This window comes from Methanosarcina sp. KYL-1, from assembly GCF_024372725.1.
Classification (GTDB): Archaea; Halobacteriota; Methanosarcinia; order Methanosarcinales; family Methanosarcinaceae; genus Methanosarcina.
Genome location: NZ_VOUA01000002.1, coordinates 278,653 through 304,377 on the forward strand (window position 1 = coordinate 278,653; position 25,725 = coordinate 304,377).

General features: G+C 48.2%; 25 protein-coding genes and 2 tRNA genes. 17 read left to right on the plus strand and 10 right to left on the minus strand.

All coding sequences use genetic code 11. From position 1 onward, the window contains the following. Positions 1 to 10 precede the first annotated feature (10 nt). Positions 11 to 745 (plus strand): formate dehydrogenase accessory sulfurtransferase FdhD, encoded by a 735-nt coding sequence (fdhD, locus tag FTO70_RS03260; RefSeq protein WP_255334257.1) that lies wholly within the window; start codon positions 11 to 13, stop codon positions 743 to 745. Between the two features lie 137 nt (positions 746 to 882). On the opposite strand, the gene hisB is transcribed toward fdhD, so the two are convergent. From hisB to hisG, 3 genes are all read right to left on the minus strand, one after another. Next, complete coding sequence (gene hisB, locus FTO70_RS03265) at positions 883 to 1,458, minus strand: imidazoleglycerol-phosphate dehydratase HisB (RefSeq protein ID WP_255334258.1); 576 nt, start codon at positions 1,456 to 1,458, stop codon at positions 883 to 885. Between the two features lie 88 nt (positions 1,459 to 1,546). Continuing rightward, on the minus strand, positions 1,547 to 2,287 hold the full coding sequence (gene hisA / locus FTO70_RS03270; RefSeq protein WP_255334259.1) for a 1-(5-phosphoribosyl)-5-[(5-phosphoribosylamino)methylideneamino]imidazole-4-carboxamide isomerase: 741 nt from the start codon (positions 2,285 to 2,287) through the stop codon (positions 1,547 to 1,549). A 99-nt stretch (positions 2,288 to 2,386) separates the two neighbouring features. After that, the gene (gene hisG / locus FTO70_RS03275; protein ID WP_255334260.1) at positions 2,387 to 3,256 is read right to left on the minus strand and encodes an ATP phosphoribosyltransferase; all 870 of its coding nucleotides are present in this window, start codon (positions 3,254 to 3,256) and stop codon (positions 2,387 to 2,389) included. A gap of 514 nt (positions 3,257 to 3,770) precedes the next feature. On the opposite strand from hisG, the gene FTO70_RS03280 reads away from it, so the two are divergent. Beyond that, the gene (locus FTO70_RS03280) at positions 3,771 to 4,967 is read left to right on the plus strand and encodes a methionine adenosyltransferase (RefSeq protein ID WP_255334261.1); all 1,197 of its coding nucleotides are present in this window, start codon (positions 3,771 to 3,773) and stop codon (positions 4,965 to 4,967) included. Between the two features lie 330 nt (positions 4,968 to 5,297). On the opposite strand, the gene FTO70_RS03285 is transcribed toward FTO70_RS03280, so the two are convergent. Continuing rightward, positions 5,298 to 5,639 (minus strand): protease inhibitor I42 family protein, encoded by a 342-nt coding sequence (locus FTO70_RS03285; RefSeq protein WP_255334262.1) that lies wholly within the window; start codon positions 5,637 to 5,639, stop codon positions 5,298 to 5,300. Between the two features lie 225 nt (positions 5,640 to 5,864). On the opposite strand from FTO70_RS03285, the gene FTO70_RS03290 reads away from it, so the two are divergent. From FTO70_RS03290 to FTO70_RS03330, 9 genes are all read left to right on the plus strand, one after another. Next, positions 5,865 to 5,978, plus strand: a tRNA-Tyr gene (locus FTO70_RS03290). Between the two features lie 112 nt (positions 5,979 to 6,090). Next, a tRNA-Asp gene (locus tag FTO70_RS03295) sits at positions 6,091 to 6,163 on the plus strand. A 426-nt stretch (positions 6,164 to 6,589) separates the two neighbouring features. After that, positions 6,590 to 7,198, plus strand: coding sequence for a hypothetical protein (locus tag FTO70_RS03300; RefSeq protein ID WP_255334263.1), 609 nt, complete (start codon positions 6,590 to 6,592; stop codon positions 7,196 to 7,198). 144 nt (positions 7,199 to 7,342) lie between these two features. Beyond that, the gene (locus FTO70_RS03305; protein ID WP_255334264.1) at positions 7,343 to 7,804 is read left to right on the plus strand and encodes a hypothetical protein; all 462 of its coding nucleotides are present in this window, start codon (positions 7,343 to 7,345) and stop codon (positions 7,802 to 7,804) included. 297 nt (positions 7,805 to 8,101) lie between these two features. Then, positions 8,102 to 9,271: a Xaa-Pro peptidase family protein gene (locus FTO70_RS03310; protein WP_255334265.1), complete on the plus strand. Its 1,170-nt coding sequence runs from the start codon at positions 8,102 to 8,104 to the stop codon at positions 9,269 to 9,271. Positions 9,272 to 9,414: 143 nt separating this feature from the next. After that, positions 9,415 to 10,305, plus strand: coding sequence for a type II methionyl aminopeptidase (map, locus tag FTO70_RS03315; RefSeq protein WP_255334266.1), 891 nt, complete (start codon positions 9,415 to 9,417; stop codon positions 10,303 to 10,305). Between the two features lie 71 nt (positions 10,306 to 10,376). Next, a complete protein-coding gene (locus FTO70_RS03320) occupies positions 10,377 to 11,156 on the plus strand; it encodes a hypothetical protein (protein ID WP_255334267.1) in 780 nt (259 codons plus the stop codon). A 27-nt stretch (positions 11,157 to 11,183) separates the two neighbouring features. Then, positions 11,184 to 11,471, plus strand: a complete 288-nt coding sequence (locus FTO70_RS03325) for a YunC family protein (RefSeq protein WP_255334268.1) — start codon at positions 11,184 to 11,186, stop codon at positions 11,469 to 11,471. 79 nt (positions 11,472 to 11,550) lie between these two features. Continuing rightward, positions 11,551 to 12,600: a TRM11 family methyltransferase gene (locus FTO70_RS03330; RefSeq protein ID WP_255334269.1), complete on the plus strand. Its 1,050-nt coding sequence runs from the start codon at positions 11,551 to 11,553 to the stop codon at positions 12,598 to 12,600. A gap of 186 nt (positions 12,601 to 12,786) precedes the next feature. Here FTO70_RS03330 and truA read toward each other — a convergent pair whose 3' ends face one another. Both truA and FTO70_RS03340 read right to left on the minus strand, forming a co-directional pair. Next, positions 12,787 to 13,596, minus strand: coding sequence for a tRNA pseudouridine(38-40) synthase TruA (truA, locus tag FTO70_RS03335; protein WP_255334270.1), 810 nt, complete (start codon positions 13,594 to 13,596; stop codon positions 12,787 to 12,789). A 12-nt stretch (positions 13,597 to 13,608) separates the two neighbouring features. Next, positions 13,609 to 14,697, minus strand: a complete 1,089-nt coding sequence (locus tag FTO70_RS03340) for a helix-turn-helix domain-containing protein (protein WP_255334271.1) — start codon at positions 14,695 to 14,697, stop codon at positions 13,609 to 13,611. Positions 14,698 to 14,966: 269 nt separating this feature from the next. Between FTO70_RS03340 and FTO70_RS03345 the strand changes: the two genes are divergently transcribed. Then, positions 14,967 to 16,037 (plus strand): formate--phosphoribosylaminoimidazolecarboxamide ligase, encoded by a 1,071-nt coding sequence (locus FTO70_RS03345; protein ID WP_255334272.1) that lies wholly within the window; start codon positions 14,967 to 14,969, stop codon positions 16,035 to 16,037. A 173-nt stretch (positions 16,038 to 16,210) separates the two neighbouring features. On the opposite strand, the gene FTO70_RS03350 is transcribed toward FTO70_RS03345, so the two are convergent. Then, positions 16,211 to 16,957: a helix-turn-helix transcriptional regulator gene (locus tag FTO70_RS03350; protein WP_369694318.1), complete on the minus strand. Its 747-nt coding sequence runs from the start codon at positions 16,955 to 16,957 to the stop codon at positions 16,211 to 16,213. Between the two features lie 470 nt (positions 16,958 to 17,427). Between FTO70_RS03350 and FTO70_RS03355 the strand changes: the two genes are divergently transcribed. The 3 genes from FTO70_RS03355 to FTO70_RS03365 all read left to right on the plus strand — a co-directional run bounded on the left by FTO70_RS03355 (position 17,428) and on the right by FTO70_RS03365 (position 20,680). Next, the gene (locus FTO70_RS03355; RefSeq protein ID WP_255334274.1) at positions 17,428 to 18,762 is read left to right on the plus strand and encodes an ATP-binding protein; all 1,335 of its coding nucleotides are present in this window, start codon (positions 17,428 to 17,430) and stop codon (positions 18,760 to 18,762) included. A gap of 194 nt (positions 18,763 to 18,956) precedes the next feature. Then, complete coding sequence (locus tag FTO70_RS03360; protein WP_255334275.1) at positions 18,957 to 19,445, plus strand: 3-isopropylmalate dehydratase small subunit; 489 nt, start codon at positions 18,957 to 18,959, stop codon at positions 19,443 to 19,445. 107 nt (positions 19,446 to 19,552) lie between these two features. Continuing rightward, entirely contained in the window at positions 19,553 to 20,680 is a 1,128-nt protein-coding gene (locus FTO70_RS03365) for an isocitrate/isopropylmalate dehydrogenase family protein (RefSeq protein WP_255334276.1), read from the plus strand. Between the two features lie 154 nt (positions 20,681 to 20,834). On the opposite strand, the gene FTO70_RS03370 is transcribed toward FTO70_RS03365, so the two are convergent. The 3 genes from FTO70_RS03370 to FTO70_RS03380 form a co-directional block, all read right to left on the minus strand. Continuing rightward, on the minus strand, positions 20,835 to 21,371 hold the full coding sequence (locus FTO70_RS03370) for a hypothetical protein (protein WP_255334277.1): 537 nt from the start codon (positions 21,369 to 21,371) through the stop codon (positions 20,835 to 20,837). A gap of 196 nt (positions 21,372 to 21,567) precedes the next feature. Continuing rightward, positions 21,568 to 22,779 (minus strand): hypothetical protein, encoded by a 1,212-nt coding sequence (locus FTO70_RS03375; RefSeq protein WP_255334278.1) that lies wholly within the window; start codon positions 22,777 to 22,779, stop codon positions 21,568 to 21,570. Beyond that, positions 22,776 to 23,324 (minus strand): DUF1989 domain-containing protein, encoded by a 549-nt coding sequence (locus tag FTO70_RS03380; RefSeq protein ID WP_255334279.1) that lies wholly within the window; start codon positions 23,322 to 23,324, stop codon positions 22,776 to 22,778. Before FTO70_RS03380 ends, FTO70_RS03375 begins: the two co-directional genes overlap by 4 nt. Positions 23,325 to 23,763: 439 nt before the next feature. Between FTO70_RS03380 and FTO70_RS03385 the strand changes: the two genes are divergently transcribed. Then, positions 23,764 to 24,462, plus strand: coding sequence for a ferredoxin--NADP reductase (locus FTO70_RS03385; RefSeq protein ID WP_255334280.1), 699 nt, complete (start codon positions 23,764 to 23,766; stop codon positions 24,460 to 24,462). 188 nt (positions 24,463 to 24,650) lie between these two features. After that, positions 24,651 to 25,691 (plus strand): trimethylguanosine synthase, encoded by a 1,041-nt coding sequence (locus FTO70_RS03390; RefSeq protein WP_255334281.1) that lies wholly within the window; start codon positions 24,651 to 24,653, stop codon positions 25,689 to 25,691. The last annotated feature ends 34 nt before the right edge of the window (positions 25,692 to 25,725 follow it).

Sequence of the window (25,725 nt, forward strand, 5' to 3'; positions counted from 1 at the left end):
GGGAGGAAATATGCCTGAAAAATACACCACCCTATACCCTGCAAAAAGAATCCATTCCGACGGCAGGACCGAAGCCACGGAGGTATTGCTTGCAAAGGAATACCCCGTTAAACTTTTTCTGGACGGGAAAGTATATACCACTCTTTTTGTCTCACCCATGGAGCTGAAAGAACTTGCTGTGGGGCACCTTATCACGGAGGGGGTTATCAGCTATGGAGAGATTGCAGGAATTGAAGTGCAGGGCAATGAAGTTCATGTCCTGACCCGGAAAGATGCAAAAACTCCCCATTCCCGGACAACAAAGACCGAGACAGAGATTTTCATAAACTCAGATGCTGTTTTTGATGCCAAGGCCATCTTTGCAGGCATCGAACACCTTGAATCCGATGCCTACAAGCTCACCAGAGGGACCCACCTTGCAGCCCTTGTGGATGGGCAAGGAAAACTCGTAATCCAGATAGTCGATGTCGGAAGACACAACGCCGTGGACAAGGTTGTGGGTGCTGCATTTCTCAGAGGGCTTGACCTCTCAAAGCTTTACCTGCTCTCAACCGGCAGGCAGCCCGCGTACATGGTCACAAAAGCTGCAAGAGCCGGAATCCCACTTGTCGCCACAAAAGCCGTGCCCTTTGATTCGGGAGTTGAAGCCGCAAAAAAAGCAAACATGGGCCTTGTGGGCCAGCTAAGGAAAGAGTCAATGCTGGTATTTGCCAGCGAGTGGCGGGTAAGGGTTCACAAAAATTGAAGAAAAAATGATCAGTCCTCTTGAGGGAGCGAAGCGACCGAAAAGGACCCCGTGCTGTTGCACTTGCAGTGCAACTCCCAGTAAATCTTCGATTTACTGTGCTGCCGAAGCGGAATTCGGCTGCTTCAACTCTGCGTTTAGAGCACGCCCTTTGTGCTCTTCACTTCTTTTCCTTCGATCTTCACTGCCCTTTTGAGAGCATAGGCAAAGGCTTTGAAGAGAGCTTCGATCTTATGGTGATCGTTTTCCCCGTAGACATTTGCATGCATGGTGATTTTTGCGTTTGAAGCAAGGGTCTCGAAGAAATGCCGCACAAGCTGGGTGCCGAACTGCCCCACCTGCGGAGACGTAAACTCGGCTTTGAGGACAAGGTAGCTCCGCCCTCCAACATCCAGGGCAACCTCTGCCAGGGCTTCGTCCATGGGGATCCTGGCTTCCCCGAAACGGGCAATCCCGGCCATGTCCCCGAGAGCATCGAAAAGAGCCGTACCAAGAACGATCCCCGTATCTTCCACAAGGTGGTGCTCGTCAACGTGGAGGTCACCTTCGGCATGCACTTTAAGGTCAATGTCTGCATGCCTTGCAAAGGAAGTCAGCATATGGTCGAAAAACCCGATACCTGTGCTGATCTCCGCAGTGCCTGTCCCATCGAGGTTAAGCTCAAGCTGGATGTCGGTTTCCTTTGTTTTGCGGGAGATTCTGGCTGTTCTCATAAGTATCCCATTCTTTTTAAATTTATTAAATACTTTGTCCCGTATACCTTGTCCCGTATACTTTATCCAGTTTACTCCACCCCGGACTTCAACGAGTGGTTCTGACGGCTTCAATAGCCCCTTCAAGGGTAAACCTGCCCGTATAAAGAGCGCTTCCCACTACAACCCCTGCAGCCCCGGTCTGTTTCAGGACATGAAGGTCATCTAAGGAACTTACCCCACCTGAAGCAATGACAGGGATGCTGACCGACTCTACAAGTTCTTTAGTGGGGAGGGGGTTTACGCCCTGCATCAGGCCTTCGGTATCGATGTTCGTGAAAAGCAGGCTGCCTGCACCCAGGGCCTCAAACTTTTGGCCCATCTCCACGGGAGTATGGGCACACTCCTCGGTCCAGCCCTTGATCGAGATTTTCCCGTTCTTTGCGTCCAGGGCCACGGTTACACATTCATTCCCGAAAGAGTCGGCAAGCTGCTTTACAAGCCCGGGGTCCTGGAGGGCAGCAGTCCCGAGGATTACCCTGGAAACCCCGAGTTCAAGGAGGGAGGCTGCATCTTCAAAGCTCCGGATGCCGCCCCCTACCTGGATGCTCACCCCTATTTTGCTGCATGCCTCTACAATTTTTTCTATAATGGGGGCGTTTTTGCGCTCCCCTTCGATTGCCCCATCCAGGTCTACAAGGTGCAGGGTTTTTGCTCCCTGCCCGACCCACTCGAGAGCGACCGCGAGAGGGTCGTCAAGGGACACGATTTCACTTCCCGGAACGCCCTGCACGAGCTGGACGCATTTGCCTCCCCTCATGTCCACCGCAGGAATTACTTCAAATGCCACAGCATACCACTTCTCCGGGATAATGTGCAGTACAGCACTTACACGAAAAACTCATCCTTAAAGCACATCCTTAAAGCACAACCTTAAAGCACAGCCTGCTCAAGGCATGATCCTTTCAATGGGCACTACAAGGATATCCCTTGCCCCAACCTTTTTTAATTTGTTCACGATGGTAAAGATCAGGTCTGCGTCTACAACTGCATGCACCGCAAGAATCGAGTCTTCGGAGGATTTGCTGGACTCAACCTTCATGACTGTGGGCCCTGACATTCCCGGAAGCACTTCTTTTACTGCCTGGAGGGAAGATTCGGGGACGTTCATCATGAGATAGCGGCGTCTTTTTGCATTGAGCACACTTTCGAGCGCTGTCTTGATGTCCAGGATCTTTTCCTTTGTTTTCAAACTTTCCTTGTTGGCGATCAGGTAAACAGTGGAAGAAAAAGCCCTGTCAATGGCCTTCAGGCGGTTGATCATGAGGGTGGTCCCGGAACTGGAGATGTCCACTATGGCATCGGCAATCCCCACATGGGGAGTCATCTCACAGGCGCCGGTGACTTTTATGACCTCAACGTTAACTCCCAGCTTTTCGAAATACTGGCCTGTGATCACGGGAAACTCGGTGGCAACCTTCTTGCCTTCCAGGTCTTGAGGCCCCTGGAACTCCGAATCCTCGGGGACGGCCAGGACAAGGTTTGCTTTCCCGAACCCGAGGTCCAGAAGCGTCTCGACGTCTGCCCCTCGTTCGGTAATAAGGTCAAGGCCGGTGACGCCGACATCTGCAGCCCCGTCCTGTACGTACTCGGGGATGTCGGCAGCCCTGGCAAAGAGAATGCTGATTTCGGGATCTGTTGTTTTTGCAAAGAGTTTTCGGCTCTCGGCCCCACCGCTGATGTGAAGCCCTGCATCGTTGAAAATAGAGATGGTGGGTTCGTGAAGGCGCCCTTTGTTGGGTATTGCAATGCGAATCATCTGCTCTGTCCTCTGAAAAGTACTCTGCTGGAAATCTTCGCCCAGCTTATGCTCATCCATATAAAACGTATATCCAGAATAATCTTGTATAATATAGAGTTCACGGTAAAAGGTTTCCTGTTGTATTGGTGTTAACTTGCTTTTGTTGCATTTTATCTGCTTTTTGCTGCCCCTTACACATCCGGGAACAGGGGATGCATTTTACAGGAGGGAAAGGGATGCCGGAAAACCTGCAAGCAAAATTTGCCGATAGTGGTTATTACCTGCAGTAATTATGGGATGGGAACAATTATATAGCGGGAGTAATTTAATAGAAAAAGAAGTCCGAGTCATAAGCACAATAATATTAAAGTGATAGAATAATATTTGAAATTTATCCCGGATCTGAACCAACAGACTGATAATATCAAGAAACGGATAATACCGACAATTAATCCCGACAATTAAGCAATAACATTGACAAAACCCTATAACTGATAGATATCATCAATTGTTTTGAAAAAAGAGGATTCAAATGGCCCGAAATATCAAAGTGGAAGAGCTTCTGCAAACCCCGATTGAAAAGCAGCGGATAGAGCTTGTAGAGCGTAAAGGGATAGGGCACCCAGACAGCATATCTGACGGGCTGGCAGAAGCCGTAAGCCGCGCTTTATGCAGGGAATACATCAACAAGTGCGGGGCCGTGCTCCATCACAACACCGACGAAACCCAGATCGTAGCCGGAAGGTCCAGCCCAAAATTCGGAGGCGGGGAAGTCCTGCAACCGATTTACATACTCCTTGTAGGCAGAGCCACAAAAGAGTTCGAAGGAATTGAACTTGCCACTGAGTCCGTAGCCCTCCAGGCTGCCCGGAAATACCTGAAGAACACACTTGTGAACATCGACCTTGAAAGGGATGTGATCATGGACTGCAAACTCGGGACCGGGTCTTCGGATCTCAGGGATGTCTTCAAGCGGGACAGGGTTCCGGTTGCGAATGACACATCCTTCGGGGTGGGGCATGCTCCGTTTTCCGAACTTGAAAATCTTGTCTACCACACTGAAAGGCAGCTTCTTACAGACCTGAAATCACGCCTCCCGGCAATCGGGGAAGACACCAAGGTCATGGGGTTCAGGGACGGAGACGATATTACCCTTACCATCTGCAGCGGCATGATCGGGAGGTACATCGACGACCTGAACAGTTATGTAAACATGACTGAAGAGATGAAGGTCTACGTTGAAGAACTTGCAACCCGCTACACCGAAAGGAACGTAAACGTTTGCATCAACACCGCCGACGACCTGAAAACTGGCAGTGTCTTCCTCACCGTCACCGGGACCTCAGCTGAAATGGGAGACGACGGGTCCGTAGGGCGTGGAAACCGCTGCAACGGGCTGATCACCCCGAACAGGCCCATGAGCATGGAAGCTACCAGCGGAAAGAACCCGATTAACCATATCGGAAAGATCTACAACCTCCTCTCCACCCAGATGGCCAGAGACATCGTGCAGGCTGTCCCCGAGGTGCAGGACATTCACATCAGGTTGCTCTCCCAGATAGGAAAACCAATTGACCAGCCGCTTGTGGCAAGTGCCCAGATCATACCCCATGAAGGCAACTCCTTTGAGAAGGTCAAAGCCGAGGCTGAAACTGTAATAGATGACTGGCTTTCCAACGTGACTAAGATCACTGAAATGGTGATAAAAGGAGAGCTGGACACTTTCTAAAGGGAATAAAGAAATAAAAAAACGAAAAGAAGAAAAACTCTGAGTTTTTCTCTTTTTCCAACCTTTTTTTGCCGGATCTGCCCACCTTGCCGGACCTGCCACTCTAAACCCGACTGATGCCGTCAAACAATTTCAGGCCACGTCCAAATTTACAAATATCATTGTAATTGTCGGGCGTTTTTAGCGGGCGTTTTAAGATTTTTAATTTGTTTATATTCAAGCCCGATATTTTCAAGCCACTTATTTCACTTCAGATCTATTTAAGCCTTCAAAAACAGAATATGGAATGTCAAGAGAGTTTCAGGCTTTGGCAGAATATTCATACTGCTTTCAGACGACTTTAACCGTCAGCTTGAACTTTTCTTCTCCTCCGAAACGGTAAATGGTATATTTGCCTTCAATTTCCCAGGTACCGGGCTTTATTGCTTCATACTCCCATTCATGGACACCGGGCACGGTTGTCGTATCCGGAATGTCGGGAATGAAGCGTTCCTTGAGCAGTTTGAGGCCCCCACCTGCCTTCATTTCCCAGACAGTTTTCGCAGAGTGCTCCTTTTCCTTACTGTATATATGCTCTGCCGGCTCATCCCTGAGTTTGACAAGAAAAGTTTCTCCCTGTTCGACAGTGACCGTATCAAAGTTATTGGCGTTTGTAAAGATTTGAGCCACCATGATTTCCTATCCCCTGAGATATGTGCATTATGCACAGTTTCTTACTTCAATAATGTATTATGTTCCCGTAATATAGAAAAGTATTTTCGAGAAATATTGAAAATGTTATAAATGTGACCTCCATTATACCCCGATCTAGCGAAAACAATAAATACCATCACCATATATGGAGATGGTGCATTAAAGCAGTGCAGCACCATGCAGCACTTGACACGCATACATCGTCCCGCCTTAACTCAGTGGTAGAGTGCGCGGCTGTAGTTCGGCTCGTGCGGGAAACATCCCGTACATCTCTGCGCAGGCACCGCGATGCCCCCGGTTCGAGTCTGGGAGGCGGGACCTAAAACATCCACTAAAAAAGAGAAGCGTCAACGGGAATCTTTATATACCCGAAAGGCGTTTAAGGATTGCTCACAACGCGAGCAAGAAAAACAGCTAAAGAGACCGAAGTGTCCGGATAGTGTAGAGGCCTATCATGGAGCCCTGTCGAGGCTCCGACTCGGGTTCGAATCCCGGTCCGGGCGCTTCCTTTTTTTTCAATCGTTTAACTTTGGAGATTTTGCACAACTGTTCCTCAAGGACTGTTTGCATCCAACTGTTTCTACCCAACTATTCATATGATTTACGATTTTATCCGAAGGATATCTGTTTCTTTTTTATGATTTGGGTATAATGATCTTTTTATTACAACCAGGTTAAACCTTTAGACCACTTACAAGCCCCGTACGCGATTTAAGGCCCTGATTATATAAGTCAGACAAAGCTTACGATCTGATCCTATACGATTCCCTATTAGGGCCCCTTTGATGCCAGCAATTTTTAATTTACCCAGAAACTTCCGGAGTCATCTCGTTTTTCACTCAAAAGAAACTCTATGTAACTTGAAAAAACATATACGAAGTATACAAATAATGATGGGAAAAGACAGACAAACTGGAGGTACAGAAAAGATGGATGCAGCCCCGGGCATTCAGGATGACGCAGAAGAAAGGGCCAACCGGCTGGACCTGCAGGTAAAGCAAACTAAAGGAAAAATGGAGTTGGAAACCCGTTCCTTTATCGAAGCAGCTAAAACTTTCACCTGCGAGTGGGTCATGAGAGAAGCAAAAAGGGCGGAATTTTTCCCTGAGAATGTGACTTCTCCTGAGTACGCAAAACCCGCCCCGGAAAAACTTAATGGCTTAAAACCCGGCCTGAACGAGATAATCACGCGCATTCCGGCCATTGTAGAAGACCAGCTCAACCTTGATGAGCTCTGGATACATAGAAACAAACTGCCGCACCCGGGCATTTCCAGAGACTACCTGGAATATAAAAAAGAAAAAACCCGCCGGGAATTGACTGCGCGCATCCGCATGATCCTGGGCTGCGCAGGAGAACTCCTTAGTGAGCAGGAAAATGTTGCTCTGGGAGATAAGGAGTGGGTGAGAGAACGGGGCAGGAGAAAGTATGCGTGCTTACTCAGGTTCTCGGAGGAAATGACATCTTCTCTGAGCCGCTATTTTGCTTTGCTTGAAGAACTCCTGTTTTTAGAATACGAGCTGAAAGAAGAGAGATAAGGGAACTACAAAACCGGAGAACAACATAAGTAATTATTTATATCAGATGAAATTTAAAGAAATGAAATTAAAAGAGTTGTGCCTGAACCCGGGGGTATCAATACGGAAAAAAATAAAGCCGTTTTCTTTTTGTTCCTTTTCCTTATGGCCGCACTGGCAGGATGTGGGTGCCTGGACCAGGAATACGAAGACTACAGTTCAAATATTGAGAGTGGTTACTTCAGCATAAAAGATGAAAGCATATGTGAGTTTACCGGGGCAGAACCGGATTTAAAAATACAATATGAACTTGATACATACTATGATTTGATTGGGAATGAAATAACCGCTACAGGCAAAATAACAAACAATGAAAGCAATCTTACACTGGTCAATCCCACAGTAAATGTGGAATTTTTTGGGGAACAGGGCGAACAAATTAACTACAATATACATTCACAAAGAATCGCAACTTTACTGAACCCTAATGAAACCGCAGAGTTCCAGGTAAAATATAAAGCGGGCCTGCTAACATTAAATTTTCGGGACATGATAAATTACTACAGGATCAAAGACTGTAAGATGAAAATTAGCTGGGCGGAAATTAATTCAAATAATGAGAAATAACAAAAACTTATGCAAGAACCTGTCTGCGAATACCCTTAGCTACTTTTACTTACTCACCTTTCATCCCCTATTCATCCCCTATTCATCCCCTATTCATCCCCTATTCATCCCCTATTCATCCCCTATTCATCCCCTATTCATCCCCTATTCATCCCCTATTCATCCCCTATTCATTCCCTATTCATTCCCTATTCATTCCCCGTTCATTCTCATTTACTCCCTGTGAACACCGGGCTCCCACCGGCAGGCCCCTATCAACAATAACAACTTTATCCACGAACACCAGAATAACCTTCCATGACAGAGCCAGACTTCAGCATAAAAAAGGCGCTTGAGGAAGCAGGGGCAGACACCTACCTGATGACAGGCGACATTCATTCCGCGGACATCTACTATGCAACCCGCTTCCTGGCTTCCGATGACTTCGTGTACCTGCAGACCGAAGCAGGAAAAGAGGTCCTTTTTATTTCGGAAATGGAGCATGGGAGAGCCGAACTTGAGTCAAGGATTTCTGAGATCCGGACAACCCAGGACTTTGGGTACCGGGAGAAGATCAAGGAGAAAAAAGACGTTTCTCTTGCCTACGCTGCATGCATATCCGAACTGCTTTCGGAAGAAGGGGCAAAGAAAATTGCAGTGCCCTACGATTTTCCGGTTTTTTACTCGAACTTTCTCACTGAGGCCGGCTTTTCCATAATGCCGGTAAAAAGCCCGTTCAGGAAGATGAGGAGCCTGAAAAGGGCAGAAGAGGTCGAGGCTGTAAAGTATGCCCAGAGAGCCGGAGAAAGGGCCATGGAGGCGGCGATAGAGCTGATCAGGGGAGCTGAGGAAAAGGGCGGCTTCCTCTACCATGAGGGAAAGGAGCTTACGGGGGAGAAAGTGCTCTCTGTTATCGACCATGCCCTGCTCGACTTCGGCTGCGAAGCAGAAGAGACCATTGTCTCCTGCGGAGAAGATACAGCGAATCCTCACGGGACCACCAGCGGCCCGCTCAGGGCAGGTGCACCCATCATCCTGGACATTTTCCCAAGGAGCAAGAAGAAACGCTATTTTGCGGACATGACGCGAACCGTCCTCAGGGGAGAGGCTTCGGAGGAACTGAAAGCGATGTACGAAGCGGTGCTTGCAGCCCAGGAAAAGGGACTTGAACTTGTAAAGGCAGGAGTGCTTGCTTCCGATGTACATAACGCGGTCTGCGATGTGCTTGAGGCAAAAGGTTATGACACTTACAGGAGCGGGGCAAAAGCCGGCTTTATCCATTCCACGGGGCACGGGGTCGGACTCGATATTCACGAACTGCCCGGAGTAGGGGAAAACGGCACCGTACTCGAAGCAGGCAACGTAATTACCATCGAACCGGGGCTTTACTATCCTGGAATCGGGGGAATCCGGCTCGAGGATATGGTGCTGGTTACGGAAAACGGGTGTGAGAACCTGACAGGATTGGAAAAGAAATTTGTATTATAACCCTGTTATATTTTTATGCTGGACTTCATTATAGCCCTTATATATTAACCAGGAAATATTCAACGACTACTCAATACGGAAGTTATTCAACAGAAATTCAATCTGAAAGTTATTCAATCCTGAATATTCAAGCTGGAGTAAGCATGACCGATAACGTGCACAACAGGGAAGATATCCTTGAAAAATACAGGGAAGCGGGCAGGATCCTGAAAATTGTCAGGGCCGAGGCCGCAGACATGATCCGGGTAGGAGGCAGCCTGCTTGAAGTTGCGGAATTTGTGGAGAACAAAACCATCGAACTCGGAGGAAGACCGGCTTTCCCCTGCAACATCTCAAGAAACCAGGAGGCTGCGCATGCAACCCCAAAAGCAGGGGATACGGACGTCTTCGAAAAGGACATGGTAAAGCTGGACCTGGGGGTCCACGTTGACGGGTACATTGCGGATTCTGCTGTGACCATAGATCTCTCCGGAAACCCGGACATCGTAAAAGCCGCCGAAGCTGCCCTTGCTGCAGCAATCGACCATGTCAGGCCCGGGGTCAGCACAGGAGAGATAGGAGCTGCAATCGAGGACAGCATCAGGGGCTACGGCCTGAGCCCGATTATGAACCTGACAGGACACGGGCTTTCCGAATACGTGGCCCATGACGAGCCTTCAGTCCCTAACAGGCATGTGGAGGGTGGAGCCATCCTTAAAGTAGGAGACGTGCTTGCAATCGAGCCTTTCGCAACGGACGGGGAAGGCATGATCCACGACGGCCCCTGGACAGAGATATACAGCCTGATAAGGAAAAAGCCGGTCCGCATGCCTGCAGTCCGGAATGTCCTGAAACAGGTAGAAGAATACAGGGGGCTTCCTTTCGCAAAACGCTGGCTTGAATCCGACAAACTGGAATTTGTAATGCTCCAGCTTGAAAAGGCAGGAATCCTCCACGGCTATCCCGTGCTCCTGGAAAGTGCGGGCGGGCTGGTTGCCCAGGCTGAGCACACTGTAGTCGTAACCGAAGACGGCTGCGAGATCACAACAAAATGAGACGGCAAAGGCAGGAAAATAAATAAAGGTTAAAGGTTGAGAGATAAACAAAAGAAAAGAGTTGAACACCTTTGAAATTGCAGCACCTCCTTTCAGCCTGCTCCCTAGCGGCCCTCATGATACTGGTTCTTATTCCGGGGCCCTGTACAGCTGCCTTCATACCTGGCAACAATATCACACTGGAAAACAGGGGAATGGCCTGGGATTACGAAGAACACATAACGGGCCGGGAGGCGATCTTTTTCAGGGAGGTTGCGGACCGGGAAGCAGGCAACAATGACAGCTTCGTCAATGCCTGGGAACTCCTTAACATGGAGCTGCAGCTTCAGAAAAAGCTGGGAGAATCCATAGAAAGAAAACCCGATGTAAAACTCAACGGGTCTTCAAACGCAGTAAAAGTGCAGGATGTTGAGTTCTGGCTCTCGGAAGAGGCCCTGGGGAGGGTCCTTAAGATCTCGCCCCTCACAAACACCGCCAGGGTCAAGTACAGCTTCGAAAAAGAAGCCGGGCAGGACACAAGCCTCTGGTTCCTGGGAACGCCGAAATCGGAAGTTACCATTACCCTCCCCGAAGGGTTTGATTCAAACAAAACAGAAGGGCTGGAGAACAAAAGCACGATGTATGAAGATAACCGCATGGTGCTGAAAGGCCGCTTCGACTCCGGCGGAGAAATCACCCTCTGGCTTTCGGAAAATGACAGCTTTAAAGCAGCATACCTTATGGAAGCGGTAAATGAAATCGAAGCCGCAGAAAACGAGACCATTCCAGCTGAACCCGAGCAGGAAGAAACCGAAACCTCCGGGTTTTTCAAGATATTCCTCAGGCAGCTTTGCCTGAGCCCAAAAGCTTAATCTGGCTTGAAGCTCATTTTGAAAAACATGCTCATCGAACAGATTCGGCTTGAAAACGGATGCGCCCTCGGGCTCCGTTTTGAAATGCAGAAATACCCCCTGCTGCTGATAAGGGCAGAGAAAGGGTTCCTTATGTGCGGGTACCTGGACGTAAAGGCCGCAGAGGCTCTTGGGGATGCTGCGGCAAAGGTAAAAGGTGTGCAGAACTTTGAAGACGTGCTTGAAGCCAGGATTGTAGAAGCAACGCCTGCTGCCAGGGAACTAGGGGTTGAGCCCGGGATGACCGGCAGGGAAGCCCTGGAGAAAATGTTTTAAATAAAGGGATTTCTGCAAATCCGCTTATTTTTCGGGAATTTTAATCAGCCTATATTTATCAACCTATTCCGGATCATCGATGTTATACGCTTTTGAACTCTCTGGAGAACATGAAGAACTGCCTGTGGCCGAAGTCCTGGCCTGCCTCAAGATAGAGGGGCTGGACTGTCGGCCCCGAATACGGGTCGACCAGTGCCTGGTACTGGAAGTTGCAGGCAACGAAGAAGATGTGGAAAGAGCCCTGAAAGGCCGGGTAACGGAAAGGCTTGCAATGACCCACCACATCCTGAAAGTCGTAGGGACTTCCGAAAACACCCCTGAAGCTGTCATGGAGCTTGCCGAAACCTTTGAGCCTGAAGGTTTTATCCGGGAAGGACAGAGTTTTGTGGTCAGGGCAAAAAGGATTAAACATCACGTAGACTTTCCCGGCGAACTCCTTGAACGGAAAATAGGAGGCTGCATCTACAGGAAGGGCTTCCGGGCAAACCTCAAAAGCCCTGACGTGGAATTCCGGCTGATCCTGAGCGAGAAAGCCGTGCTTGGGACCCTGATCTCATCCGTGGACAGGAGCACATACGAAGCCAGGACCCCCCAGAACAAGCCCTTTTTCCATCCAGGCGTCCTCATGCCCAGGATAGCCCGCACCCTTGTAAATCTCTCGGGAATAAAAGAGGGAGAACTTTTCCTGGACCCCTTCTGCGGCACTGCCGGCATCCTTGTGGAAGCAGGGCTTATCGGAGCCCGGGTCATGGGAATTGACGCCCAGGAAAAACTTGTCCTGGGAGCCCGCATGAACCTTGAAGCCTTCGGAGTTAACTACGCCCTGATGGAAGGAGACGCCTGCAGGATCCCCTTAAAAGAGGCATCTGTAGATGCGGTCGTCACGGACCCCCCCTACGGGAGGTCGGCAGCCATCCTGGCAGAGTCCCTTGAAACTCTCTATGCCGGAGCCCTGGAAGAGACCTTCAGAGTCCTGAAGCCGGGAGGAATTGCCATCGTGGTCTCGGACAAGGCGGCGTTAGAATATGGAGAAAAGGCAGGTTTCAAGGTGCTTGATATCTATGTCCAGAGAGTGCACCGGAGCCTTACCCGGACAATCACGATATTTCAGAAAAATCAGACTGCCTGAAAAATGACTTTTGAAAAAGAGCTTCTGTAAAAAAGAATTTCTGATTAACTTCTTAAAAAGATTTTTGAAAGGAGCTCCTAAAAAATACTTTCTGGAGAGCGACTGTTTAAAATAACCAGAAGGATGAAGAATGCCCTTAAGAGGGCAGTTCTCATTTCAGGGAAATTCCTGATTCCCTGAAATTTTTCAGTCCTTGAAAATAAGTTCCTCAAGCACTTCGGCCATAACCCTTTGCCTGAGAATGTGTTTGTAGTTCTGCTCCCCGGCTCTCCGAACGGAATAGCTGTCTACGGTCCATTCAATGGCATCCGGATACTTGACTTCCATCAGGGTCAGCCCGTAAGCCGGAGCAGGTTCGATGCCTTCTTCATAGATTTCGGGATTGAGCATCTGGAGCAGCCAGTCCTCGTCCCGGACCCCATTTCCTATCATGGTAAGAGCAGTTACGATTTTCCTTACCATGTTCCAGAGGAAACTGTTGCCCACTACATCGATTTTGGTAAACTCGCCGTCCACCCGGACATCGATCCTCTCGAGGGTACGGACCGTGCCTTTATCCCCGTCAGCTTTGGAAAAGTTGGCAAAGTCGTGGGTCCCGAGCAGCAGTTTTGAAGCTTCCCGGATCTTCGAGATGTCGTAGTCTTCCCCGCTCATTACATAGCGGTAGTGCCGGGAAACCGCATCACGCCGGGCATCAAAATCTGAGGGGACTTCCGCATGGGCCCAGGCCCAGATTGTAGGGGGAAGTTCGGAGTTGATGACCCGGGGGATTGCCAGGTTCGGTTTGTCAGTGTCAAAAGCTATGACCTGTTCAAGGGCATGCACCCCTGCATCAGTCCGGCCTGCACAGGTGTAATTGGCAGATTTGGGGCTTTCTATGATCCCGAGTTTACGGAGGGCCTTGAAGAGCTCCCCTTCAACGGTCTCGACGTTGGGCTGGATCTGGGAGCCGTGAAATTCGGTACCAATATATGCAATCTTTAAAGCGACTCTCATACCAATCCCTGATTACTTGGTCTTTTTCTTATAATAGACTTCTCTTATGACTAGAAGAAATATGACAAAGATGCACCCAAAAAGGAACCAGACTCCCGGATGTGCCGAAAAGACATCATAAAGCCCGTGGGTCCCGGTAAACCCGGTAAACCCTTCGGCAGGGACCGGAGGAATCCCCTGCACCACATCCGAGGGCTCAAACCCTTCCATGGGAGCATCAGGAGTGTCGGTTATAGTATCCGTTTCCATGACAGATCGTTCAGGCATGGGTTCTTCAGATACAGCTTCTTCCATCGGGACTTCTTCCATTGAAGGCTCTTCCATTATGGTTTCTTCCATTGGAGCCTCTTCGACAGAGTACTCTTCGGGTAAGGCCTCTTCCGTTGGAATCTCTTCCGTTGGAATCTCTTCCGCTGGAACCGCTTCATCAGCCTCTTCTCCCGCATAGGTCCCGGGATCTGGATTTACTGCTTCATTCTCCTGCATCTCCTCATCATAAGCAGGTACAGAGTCCGACATTTTGGGGTCGGGATTATCACTTTCATTTCCTCCTGCCATCATGGATTCCGGATAGGGGTACTCCATAACCCCCATCCTCATAGGTGCCGTAGCGTCAAAGATTCTTTTTGCCTTCAGGTACGCAGAGAGGTATTCTATCCCTGCGGCTGCAAAGACTGCGGCTGCAATTACCCCTATGTACTGCTGCAGCAGGTTCATGATGGAGATTTTATCAACAGGGCTCCGGGAAGGGACCAGGACGATCAGCTTTTCCAATGCCTCGTAGACCTTAACCTCCCGGCCCTTGCGGCTCCATTTTATCTGCTTGACCTTAATCAGGTCAGAGTCCACCAGAGAGTCAAGGTTGTACTTGACGGTGGTAAGGGGGATTTTCAGCTCCTCTGCAATACCGGTTGCAGACATGCTCTTTTTCCCGAGAAGTTCAAGGATCTTAAGTGATGTTTCATTGGAAAGCGTCTGGGTGATCTTTCGTGAGTCTTCATTTACGGGGAGCACCAGCACCCTGTCCTGGTCCCGCAGTCCGGGACCCTCGGGGAGCTTTTCATCACCTGGAAACCCGTCTTTATCTTCAAGCCCGTTCATAGATACATCCTGAGTAAAATCGTTTGGTAATTGTGATAACTCTCTTATAGTTGTGATCTTAGTGTGACCCTGGTTGATCTTAATTGTGGTCTTAAGTCCCGACTTTTCTGCGCCGAACTCTATACTCTACTTTGAACCGATCTTTATTTATAAGTTTTAGTTTTCACTTTTTATTATACTTTCACTACTATATTTATATATAGAATCCAGCCCTTAATCTTAAATATAACATTGTATATTCTAATCTAAATTTTCCGTTGGTAGCCATCATGATAACAAAACAGCAGGTTCTTGAAATTCTTCAGAACTATGATTTAGATAATATCACTATTGCAACTGTCTGTTCTCATTCAAGCCTTCAGATCTTTGACGGGGCCAGAAAAGAAGGTTTCAAGACCCTGGGGATCTGCGTAGGCAAACCTCCAAAATTTTACGAAGCGTTTCCCAAGGCGAAACCGGATGAGTACATGATTGTCGAAAGCTATGCGGACATCATGAACAAAGTAGAAGAGCTCAGAGAGAAAAACGTCATTATCATCCCCCACGGCTCTTTTGTTGCTTACCTTGGTACGGATAATTTTGCAGAAATGGCTGTTCCGACCTTTGGGAACCGGGCCGTGCTCGAATGGGAATCGGACCGCGACAAAGAACGGGAATGGCTACTTGGGGCAAACATCCACATGCCCGGGAAAATCGATGACCCTCATGACATCAACGGGCCTGTAATGGTCAAGTACCACGGAGCAAAAGGAGGCAAAGGGTTCTTCGTTGCAAAAACCTACGAAGAATTCGACGGGCTTATAGACAGGACCCAGAAGTACACCATCCAGGAATTTATCACCGGGACCCGCTACTACCTGCACTACTTCTACTCCCCCATCCGGAACGAAGGGTACACCCTGAGCAAAGGCAGCCTTGAACTCCTGAGCATGGACCGGAGGGTAGAGTCCAACGCCGACGAGATCTTCAGGCTCGGCTCTCCCCGGGAACTCATAGAAGCAGGCATCCGCCCGACATACGTGGTTACCGGAAACGTCCCCCTCGTCGCCAGGGAATCCCTCCTGCCGCTGATCTTTTCCCTCGGGGAAAGGGTCGTGGAAGAATCCCTCGGCCTCTTCGGCGGGATGATAGGGGCTTTCTGCCTGGAAACCGTTTTCACGGACGAGCTGGAGATCAAGGTCTTTGAAATCTCAGCCCGGATTGTGGCAGGGACAAACCTTTACATTTCGGGTTCCCCTTATGCGGACCTGATTCAGGAAGGCCTGTCCACGGGAAGAAGAATTGCCCAGGAAATCAAAATTGCAGCTAAGGAAGGAAAACTGGAAGAAATTATCTCCTGAGAATTCAGTTCCTTTATCCTGAAAACTCAGGCCCCTGAATTCACTATTTATTTGAGGTTGAAAGCTTTCCGGCTTCAACCTCCAGCCCCTTTCAAAAACCCGGTAATTCCCTCTATTTCTTAAATTCCTCCGGATGATGTCCTCTATTTTTTAATTCCTCCAGGTGATATCCTCTATTTCTTTAATTCCTCTAGATTCTCACCTGTTACTTCCCTGGACTGGTCCAGGAGATGCAGGAACATTTCTTTTCCCCATTCGATTGCCTTCTCCTCAAAGCTCAAAAGAAGCCTCTGGTCAAGTTTTCCTCTTTTATCGGGGAGGAGCAGCGCCATGAACCTCTCGGTAACGGTGAGGGAGGCAAGGGTCGTGCTCCCGTTAAAAATGAATAGTTTCGAATTTTCAGGCCGCAGGAATTTATCAAGTTCTTCCGGGTGATCACTTACCACCCTTTCGAAGAAGCCGCTGGTAACGATAAGGGAAACAGCAGCCTTGTTCCGGATGACTATATCATGAATGCTTTTGAAAGAAGGCTGGAAGTAAGAGGTAAACCGCATTACCTCCCCGGATTTAAGGAGGTTGTCTACAAATTCCTCGGGAGGTTCAAAGATCCGGGAAAGCTTGGGCTCGATCAACCTGCAGGACCCGATTTTTCCGAGATTCACGCGCAGGGAAGGAGGAATCCCGGTTAAGTCCCTCTCTGTCCAGTAATCAAAGTGGTCCTCAAAAACCTCAAGGGTCCCAACCAGAGGCTGCATTTTTTCAGTTACAATCAACCCTATTTTGGAAAGTTTGTAAGTTTTTCCATCCTGCAAGACCAGCCCATTCTCTTTAAGCTTTTTGACCTGGGGAAGGACCGAAGTTGCAGGGGCGTCAAGTACCTCTGTGATTTCATCAATTCGTTTCGGACCTTCTGTTAACAAAAGCAGCAACTTCTTTCTTTTGTCAGATCTTAAAAGCAGATCTACTAAGGAGGATTTAGGGGGTTGATCCACGGATATTCACCATAAAAAACTATAAAGCCACTTGAGGATTTGTCTGGTTGGGATCTGTACAATTTCATGGGTTCAAGAGATTCCTTATCTCCCGGTTTTCAACCAGGTAAGGAGTGCTTCAGCAGACCCGTCAGCATACCGCAGGTATAAACACATAGAAAGTTTAAAGCCCATGCAAAAAGAGCATATGTGAGCATCAGAGTATACATTTTCACATCTAAATAAACATTTCGCTTATAAGAAAAAAGATTTTACTTAAATTCACGTTCTTAAAAGAGTGGGTCGGACACTGACCCCAAAATATTCTTTCCCGGCCTTTAGATGCCTAAATTCTGCTTTTACTTCCCATGAGGCCATGTAAATTATCTTAAATAGTAATCCCTCGATATTATTAAAAGATGTCAAAAGGGGAGAATGAAACCTTAAGGCCTGCTTTCGGAGGGAAAACTTCCGGAAAATGCCGTGTGCTCGGAAATGAGGAGAACCCCGGAGAAGGGCTCCTCTTCCTTGGAAACTATCTGGCGCTTGACCGCTCAAAAGGAGCCGCCGTCTACCTGGACGCCCTGAAACCCCATGCAGTGCTTATCTGCGGGAAACGGGGGTACGGGAAGTCCTATACCATGGGCTGCATACTGGAAGAACTTGCCCTGCTTCCTCCTGCCCTCAGGGAAAAACTTGCAGCTTTTGTCATTGACACCATGGGAATTTTCTGGACAACAACCCAACCCAACACACTCGAAGCCGGGAAACTCAAAAGCTGGAACCTTGCACCTGCAGGCCTAGATGTCGAAGTTTTTGTGCCTGCAGGGAGAGTTGAGGCTTACAGAAAAAGAAACATCAGGGCCAACCCATTCTCAATCTCAATCCGGGAACTTTCCGGGAGCCAGTGGTGCAGGGTCTTCGGGACCGAAGAGATATCCCCGCTGGGAGTCCTGGTGGTAAGGACTATTGAGACCCTGAGAAAGGAAAAGGAAAAATATTCCTTTGAGGACATCGTAAGCGGAGTGCTCCGGGATGAGCGCTCGGACCAGGCTTCGAAAGGGGCCGCAGAAAATTATTTCAGGGCTGTGGATGCCTGGGGAGTGTTTTCGGAAGAGGGGACCCCCCTTTCGGAACTCGTATCCGGGGGAAAGACCTCGGTCCTTGACGTAAGCACCCTTGAAAACGAAAACGTCTGTGCCGCCGTGGTATCCATCATGGCAGGCAGGCTTTATGCAGAGCGGCTTGAGGCCAGGCGGGCGTATGAGAAGAAGCTTATGGGAGAAAAACAGGAGGGAAAAGAGTTCCCTATGGTCTGGCTCTTTATAGACGAAGCCCACCTCTTCGTGCCCGCAGGGGGTGAGAGCCTTGCCTCGGAGGTGCTGATCAACAGGTGCCTCAGGCAGGGCAGGCAGCCGGGCCTGTCCCTTGTCCTGGCAACCCAGAGGCCCTCAGGCCTGCACACGGACGTGGTCTCCCAGAGTGACCTCCTGATCTGCCATCGCCTCACCGCAAGCGACGACATCCTGGCGCTTGAGGCTTCCCGCCCCCTTTACATGCAGGAAGGCATCCAGGCATATATCAAAAAAATGGGAAGCGAAAGGGGAGCTGCCCTGATAGTGGACGACCACTCCGAATCCGTCCACCTGGTCCGCATCCGCCCCAGGAGGAGCTGGCATGGGGGAGGAGACCCGGGAGCTTTTGTGCCCGGAAAAGAGGGAAAACAAAGAGAAACAGCACCAATCGAACCATAAGTATTTATTTTAAAGAGTTTAGAGGCATAAACCCCGGGGGAAATGAGTGGGATTGTCAACCAATTTTTATAGCCTGCCAGAAAATAATTTAAATATTACCTGCAATACTTCAACCCTGTGAGTACAGGCTGGGTTACAGGCTGTAAATTTCCAAGAACAGCTTTTAATTACAGCAAACCAAAAGTGGTGATGCCATGAAAGGAAGAGCCTGGAAATTCGGAGATGACGTGGACACGGATGCGGTTATTCCCGGAAGGTATTTGATTTTCAATACCCCCGGAGAACTTGCAAAGTACACCTTTGAAGGCGTCCGCCCAGATTTTGCAAAAAACGTTCATGAAAACGATATCGTGGTCGCAGGCAGCAACTTCGGCTGCGGATCCTCACGCGAACACGCGCCCCTGGCCCTGAAAGGGTCAAAGGTAGCCTGCGTGATCGCAAAGTCCTTTGCCCGGATCTTTTTCAGGAACGCAATCAACATAGGAGTCCCGGTCCTGGAATGCCCTGACACGGACAGGATCGACGACGGAGACGAGCTTGAAGTTGACCTCGCAAGCGGGGTCATTGAAAACAAAACGAAAGGTGAGACCTACCAGGCAACGCCCCTCCCTGACTTTGTCCGCGAGATCGTGGATGAGGGCGGGCTGATCGAGTATGCCAGAAAACTGGTCTCCGAGCGCTGAATAGCGGAAAACCTGTTGAAAAACGGGCTGTTCACGTTCGACATCTCTCAAACAAAAAAGGCAGTTTTGCAAGGCAAGTTGCCTGTAAATTCGAAAGGAGAACAAACATGACGCAGTATAAGATTCCGGTCCTTCCCGGTGACGGGATAGGCCCAGAAATCATCGCAGAAGGCCGAAAAGTTATAGACGCCGCAGGCGAGAAATTCGGCTTTGACGTGGAATGGATAGAGTACCCTCACGGGGCAGACCATTACCTGGAAACGGGGGAACTGATTTCGGAAGAGACCTTAAAGGAATTATCCGGCTACCCTGCCATTTACCTTGGCTCCATCGGGGACCCGAGGATTGCCCCCGGCATTCTTGAGAAAGGGATCTTATTAACTGCGCGCTTCTACTTCGACCAGTACATCAACCTGCGCCCGATAAAACTCCTGGAAGGAGTCTGGACTCCCATCAAGGACAAGACCTCAAAGGATATCGATTTCACCGTGGTCAGGGAAAACACCGAGGACTTCTACATAGGAATCGGCGGCAGGGCAAAGAAAGGAGTGAGCAAGGACCTCCTTGAAGTCAAAAGGACACTCTACTCCGCAAAGTTCGGGCTGGACATCGAGACCGACAGCGAGGAAATTGGGTACCAGATCGGCCTGATCTCCAAGGAAGGGACAAAGCGCGTGATAGAGTACGCTTTCGACCTTGCAGAAAAGAGCAAGAAACACGTCTCTTCGGTGGACAAGGCAAACGTCCTCTCCGACATCTACGGTTTCTGGAGAGAAGAGTTCAACGCAGTCGCCGCATCCCACCCGGACGTTAGCACGGACTTCAACTTCGTTGACGCCATCACCATGTGGTTTGTTAAAAACCCCGAATGGTTCGACGTGGTCGTAACCCCGAACATGTTCGGAGACATCATAACCGACCTCGGCGCCATGATCCAGGGCGGCCTCGGCCTTGCCCCGGGCGGGAACATAAACCCGAACGGCACAAGCATGTTCGAGCCAATCCACGGCTCAGCCCCGAAATACAAGGGCTTGAACAAGGTAAACCCGATTGCCACAATCTGGGCAGGGGCCATGCTCATCGAACAGCTTGGAGAAAAGGAAGCAGCAGACACCATCGTAGGCGCAATCCAGAAAAACATTCTGGATGCAAAAGTCAGGACCTACGACATGGACGGATCCAGCGGCACCTCCGACGTCGGGGACGACATCGCAAGGCTCGTAAAGGAAGCATAAGCGAAAATGCCCTTTCGGGCATACTTTTTTTAAAAATTCCTTAAATTGCAGGCCCTGGAAAGATTCTTTTTCCGGGGATTTTTCCTTTTGCAGGTTTTTCCTGCTTACCATATTTCTTTTCGATTAATCCTTCCTGCGGGTTTTTTCTACGAGTTCACTTCTTTCCCTGATCACTGGTTTTTTCGTTTTCGGACTTATTCATTCTGCCGGATTTAAACCTCAGGCATTCTTTCAGGTTCTCATCGTTGTACATTAAAAAAATCGCCACCCCCAGCAAGAAGTAAAGCGCAGAAGCGAGATACCTGAACCACAGGCTGCCAATAAGGGCAAAACTGCCTGCACCGAAATCGGAGGATAAAATCCCGTATACACACAGAAGATAGATACAGAAAACGCAGAAAGTGGAAACCAGTTCCGTGAAAGCGTACACAGCACACCTTTTAGGGCTTTTTAGAAGCCATCTTTCCCAGCCCAGTTCGGGGTATTCCTTGATGAAAGAAGATTCCAGTTCACGGATATATTCCCCGGCATTAATTATGGAAAGCCGCTCCCAGTGGTAGAGGCTCATGAAAGAAAGGATAATAAGAGGCAGGATCAGGAAGAGGGGATACAGGCTGTATTGAAAGGCAAGCCCGAGCAAAGTACCCGTGCCTGTGACTTCGAGAGCCAGGATCTTATATTGCTTATCCATCTTACCCAGTTCTTCTGCCCGCAGGGACCTGAACTCCTCAAGGATAAGGTCATGCTCAAAACTCTTTTCCTTATCTCCCCTCTCATCCTTTTCATCTGCTCCCCACCCTTTCGGAATTTCCTCTTCTGGGATGTTCCACCCCCCCTTTCGCTGGAATAATCAGGGAGTATTTTCTGTCTTTGAAGATAGATTATTTCTATCCATAAAAATCAAGACACTTATATTTTCTACACAGATTGTAATCAATATCATAGCATTTTGGCTCTGAAAACAATCCACGAGTTTTCAGAATCGGCTTTCCATCTTTGACCTCAAGGTAAAACACTGTATTGGCAAACCATAGAAGATATTCTTCGAAAAACTTATTTTGTAGGGTATTGAGTCGAAGAATATAAAGCGAAGATACTTTGTTTTTTTCCTCCCAAAACATATTATGCCTGAGATACTGGATGGCTATCTTTTCATCTGTAAAGCACAAAAAATCTGACAATGCGTCATAGACTACACAAATACTTTCACATCTTTTGTTCTTGAGGAACAGGAGTGATTTTTCGTAGAATTCGTTTAAAAGATGAGGGTTTCTTGGATCAGCGACTAAATAACCTTTATCAATTGTGCCCCCCCTCAACCGATTTGTAGAAAAAATAGAATTGATAAAACTTTTTAATGAGCCGGGGTTTTCGGAGCTTTTTAGTGACAGAGGGGTAAAGCAGTCAATAATGACTACATTATTGAGCGGAAGAGAACTGGCTACAAAATTGGGATTCTTCTGCTTAATTTTATTTATTATCTGATCACTTATATGCTCATGCGGCCTGGTGAATGTGAAATATATTACACCGGTGCGTCCATTATTAAGAATAGCGTTTGCAACGAATTTTTGTGCGATGCTCCACGGCCTCCAACATTCATCGGCTGCCAGGATTAACGGATACAGGCCCTTCTTCTTTCCTGGCTGTTTATTATGGGTTGCCCCAGGCCACCCTTTTTCAGACTCATCATTTGCTTCATTGATTGCAGCGTCAATGCAGTCTGACCCAAAAGAATCCTTGATAAAATCGTGGAATTCAAGCCCATCCCTTTTGGAGAATTGAATGAGTTCAAGATTTAGTACATTGTAAAATATTCTTACAACAACAAAAAACACAATCACCCATGTAATCAGCCCAATTATAAAGAAAATAGCTGCTACATCCAAATTAAGTATAAGCTTCAAGTGGATGAGAATAGAGGAAAACCACAAAAAAATCAAACAGGTGGATAAATCTTTTCTCCATCTCACAAATGCCTGCCTGCCCAGTACAAATGCAATTAAAAGCGTCAAAATAGAGGTGATAAGTTCCACCAGGTCTGTAAGAGCTTCATAATTAATATCCAGAGCTTGTAAAGTTTCGATGACTGATATCATTGAATTTTCACTTCTATTTTCCCTTCTGTCTTACATGCACCAGCTTCACTAGGACATGCTGAGATGGCAACTGTGCAATTTTTGAGGACGTAAAAGCTTACCGAATCACCTTCCTTTACCCTTGATGTTCTGGTCTTGAACGAAAAGTCCTTGCAATCAAGCTCGAAATCCATGAACAGGTTTATTGTGCTGGGAAGATTTGGGAAAGGAACCCCGAGAGCAGAGGCTAAAAGATCCCTGCAACCATTCTTATCTTTTCCAAATTTTTCAGCATACAATTTTCTTCTGCAACCTGGATACAGAATATTTGTGTCAGCATCAGAATTTATTGACGTGACCCGAAGAACCCCTTCCTCGTTTGAATCGAACAATTCATCCCCGCACTTCAGAACGAACCTGCGTAGCCTGTCAAGGGTTATACCCTGGTGATAACCAAGAAAAACCAAATCAGCTAACTGCCCCGCACCAATACAAGAAATTGATATGTTCTGGCCCTTTAATACTACAACTGCCCTTGCTTCTCCTTTATCTAAAGTGAACTCCAACTTTCCAACCTCAAGGCATTTATTAGCATTTTTATTAGAAGATATAACAATAAAGTTACTTATACTGACGCGCCGATTTTAAATCTGACATTTCTGGTCTTCAAAAAAATACAGACTCAATCCTAAGCACTTGAGAATGGATCGTGAGTTATATATATGAGTATATATAAAAACCATTTAAAAATAGTTTTTGTAACAGTGTTTCTAAAGACAAATCCTGATAAACACTATCATTGAATTCAAATATATTTATCAAAACAAGGATGAAACACCGTTGGTGATAGGAGAGCTTCTGGCTCGCCCGGGAGAAGCATGAGCAGAATCTGGAGGGGCACTGCCTCAGTTCAGAGACTGCAATAATCTTTAATTATATATCTCGTGAATTTAAATATAGAAAAATACAATTTTCAAGTAACCGTCAATTAGTGTGGGGGAGAAAATGCCTTTTGAAACCTGTGTAGTTGAGACTATCCAGAGAACGCCTGATATAAAGAGTATAAGATTTGAAAAGCCTCAGGGGTTTCGTTACCTTGCAGGCCAATACATATTCATAACTCTGGGCGGCGGTCCTGAAAAGATGACAAAACATTTTACGTTATCCAGCAGCCCTACTGAAGGCTTCCTTGAGATAACCAAGAGGCTGACAGGCCATCCCTTTTCAGATGCTCTGGCAGGCCTGAATTCAGGTGATAAGGTTTCCATAAGGGGACCTTATGGCGAGTTCACCTTCCAGGGTGAGTATGATAAGGTAGGAATGCTTTCGGGAGGCATAGGCATAACTCCACTGCGAAGCATGATCAAATATTCGATCGATAAGGAGCTAGGTACCAGCATAATCCTGCTTTACTCAAACAGCCGCGAGAGTGATATAGCCTTCATGGATGAGCTGGAAGGTATGCAGAGGGAAAAACCTGACATAAAAGTAATTGAAACAGTCACCCGACCCGGACAGGAATGGAAGGGAGTGACCGGGAGAATCAATGCCGAAATGGTAAAAAAATATATGCCGGATTACATAGAACGCACATTCTATACCTGCGGCCCACCGAAGATGGTAGAGGCAATGGTTTCTCTTATGAGGGAGCTGGGAGTGCCGGAGGAGCAGATAAAGCAGGAAAATTTTTACGGCTATGATTGATTCCTTAGCAATGTCCTGAACAATATCCACCAAAACAGGATTGAAATTCTTTTTTTTAAGACGCAGAAATCCTGAGATATCCGCGAGCAATATCCACTAAAACAAGGTTTGGAACTCGGGAAGTCATACAACCCTCCTTTTCAGTTGCCTTTAAATCCCATAAACCTCCTACTATTTCCCAGATCGACGTGGCACGGAAAAAGCAATTTGAAAAGCCCCTTCATGGGGATAAGGAAAGCCTGCGCTTTGCGACCCCCGAACCGATTGCCCGCTACAGGGCACAGCGCCTGAGATGCAGGGCCCTGGCGGACATCAGCTGCGGGATAGGAGGGCAGACGGTTTTTTTTGCACAGCAGTGCGAGTTTGTGTATGCAGTGGAAATCGACCCTGAGAGGATCGAGTATGCAAAGCAGAACTGCGAGATGTACGGGCTCGACAACGTGAAGTTCATATGCGGGGATGCCCTTGACCCGAAAGTCATCGAGCAGATCCCGGCAGTCGATGTGGTTTTTTCGGACCCCTTCCGCCCTCCGGAGGAAGATGAAAGGCAGGTCTCATGCCTGGAACCCGGGATCCCGAACGTGCTTTCGGCTTACGGGGAGAAGACGAAAAACTTTGCCTTCGAAGCCCCGCCCCAGATGCCTCCCGAGAGGATTCCCTTTGACTGCGAAAAAGAATACATCTCCTTGGACGGGCAGCTCAACCGCCTTACCCTCTACTTCGGCGGGCTCAAACAGTATGAACGGCTGGCTGTGGCCCTCCCCGCAGGCGAGGGGCTCATATCAAAGGCCCTCCCGCTTCCACCCGTGAGGGAAAGCGAAAAGATGAAACTCTACGCCTACGAGCCCGAGCCTTCTGTTATGGCGGCAGGGCTGCTTCCGGAACTTGCAGACTCCATGATTGAAACCGTGGGGCCCTTTGCCGGGGGCTTCGAACTCTTCAGGGTGGATAAAAAAAGGCTTCTATTTACCTCGGACGCCCTGGTCAAGCAGCCCATGATCAAGCACCACTACCTTGTCCTGAAGGTATGTCCTTTTGAACCCGGGGAAATTAACCGGTTTTTGAGAGACAGGAACGTGGGGAGCGTTGTGCTGAGGGCCGGAGTGAAACCCGAGGACTACTGGGAAGTCCGAAAAGAGGTAGAAAAAGGCCTTGAAGGGAAAAAGACAGTGCACCTCTTTGTAAAGGAAGGCAGGGCAATTCTCTGCGAAGTGATCTTTCAGGATTGAAATGTTTCAGAATTGAAATGTTTCAGAATTGAAA

Bases quoted from the DNA above. Each gene is read 5' to 3' on its own strand.
- hisG (WP_255334260.1), bottom strand. From the start codon at position 3,256: ATGATTCGCATTGCAATACCCAACAAAGGGCGCCTTCACGAACCCACC.
- map (WP_255334266.1), top strand. From the start codon at position 9,415: ATGACCGATAACGTGCACAACAGGGAAGATATCCTTGAAAAATACAGG.
- fdhD (WP_255334257.1), top strand. From the start codon at position 11: ATGCCTGAAAAATACACCACCCTATACCCTGCAAAAAGAATCCATTCC.
- FTO70_RS03300 (WP_255334263.1), top strand. From the start codon at position 6,590: ATGGATGCAGCCCCGGGCATTCAGGATGACGCAGAAGAAAGGGCCAAC.
- FTO70_RS03330 (WP_255334269.1), top strand. From the start codon at position 11,551: ATGTTATACGCTTTTGAACTCTCTGGAGAACATGAAGAACTGCCTGTG.
- FTO70_RS03375 (WP_255334278.1), bottom strand. From the start codon at position 22,779: ATGATATCAGTCATCGAAACTTTACAAGCTCTGGATATTAATTATGAA.
- FTO70_RS03385 (WP_255334280.1), top strand. From the start codon at position 23,764: ATGCCTTTTGAAACCTGTGTAGTTGAGACTATCCAGAGAACGCCTGAT.
- FTO70_RS03365 (WP_255334276.1), top strand. From the start codon at position 19,553: ATGACGCAGTATAAGATTCCGGTCCTTCCCGGTGACGGGATAGGCCCA.
- FTO70_RS03285 (WP_255334262.1), bottom strand. From the start codon at position 5,639: ATGGTGGCTCAAATCTTTACAAACGCCAATAACTTTGATACGGTCACT.
- FTO70_RS03310 (WP_255334265.1), top strand. From the start codon at position 8,102: ATGACAGAGCCAGACTTCAGCATAAAAAAGGCGCTTGAGGAAGCAGGG.
- FTO70_RS03305 (WP_255334264.1), top strand. From the start codon at position 7,343: ATGGCCGCACTGGCAGGATGTGGGTGCCTGGACCAGGAATACGAAGAC.
- FTO70_RS03280 (WP_255334261.1), top strand. From the start codon at position 3,771: ATGGCCCGAAATATCAAAGTGGAAGAGCTTCTGCAAACCCCGATTGAA.
- FTO70_RS03345 (WP_255334272.1), top strand. From the start codon at position 14,967: ATGATAACAAAACAGCAGGTTCTTGAAATTCTTCAGAACTATGATTTA.
- hisB (WP_255334258.1), bottom strand. From the start codon at position 1,458: ATGAGAACAGCCAGAATCTCCCGCAAAACAAAGGAAACCGACATCCAG.
- FTO70_RS03355 (WP_255334274.1), top strand. From the start codon at position 17,428: ATGTCAAAAGGGGAGAATGAAACCTTAAGGCCTGCTTTCGGAGGGAAA.
- FTO70_RS03360 (WP_255334275.1), top strand. From the start codon at position 18,957: ATGAAAGGAAGAGCCTGGAAATTCGGAGATGACGTGGACACGGATGCG.
- FTO70_RS03370 (WP_255334277.1), bottom strand. From the start codon at position 21,371: ATGGATAAGCAATATAAGATCCTGGCTCTCGAAGTCACAGGCACGGGT.
- FTO70_RS03325 (WP_255334268.1), top strand. From the start codon at position 11,184: ATGCTCATCGAACAGATTCGGCTTGAAAACGGATGCGCCCTCGGGCTC.
- truA (WP_255334270.1), bottom strand. From the start codon at position 13,596: ATGAGAGTCGCTTTAAAGATTGCATATATTGGTACCGAATTTCACGGC.
- FTO70_RS03340 (WP_255334271.1), bottom strand. From the start codon at position 14,697: ATGAACGGGCTTGAAGATAAAGACGGGTTTCCAGGTGATGAAAAGCTC.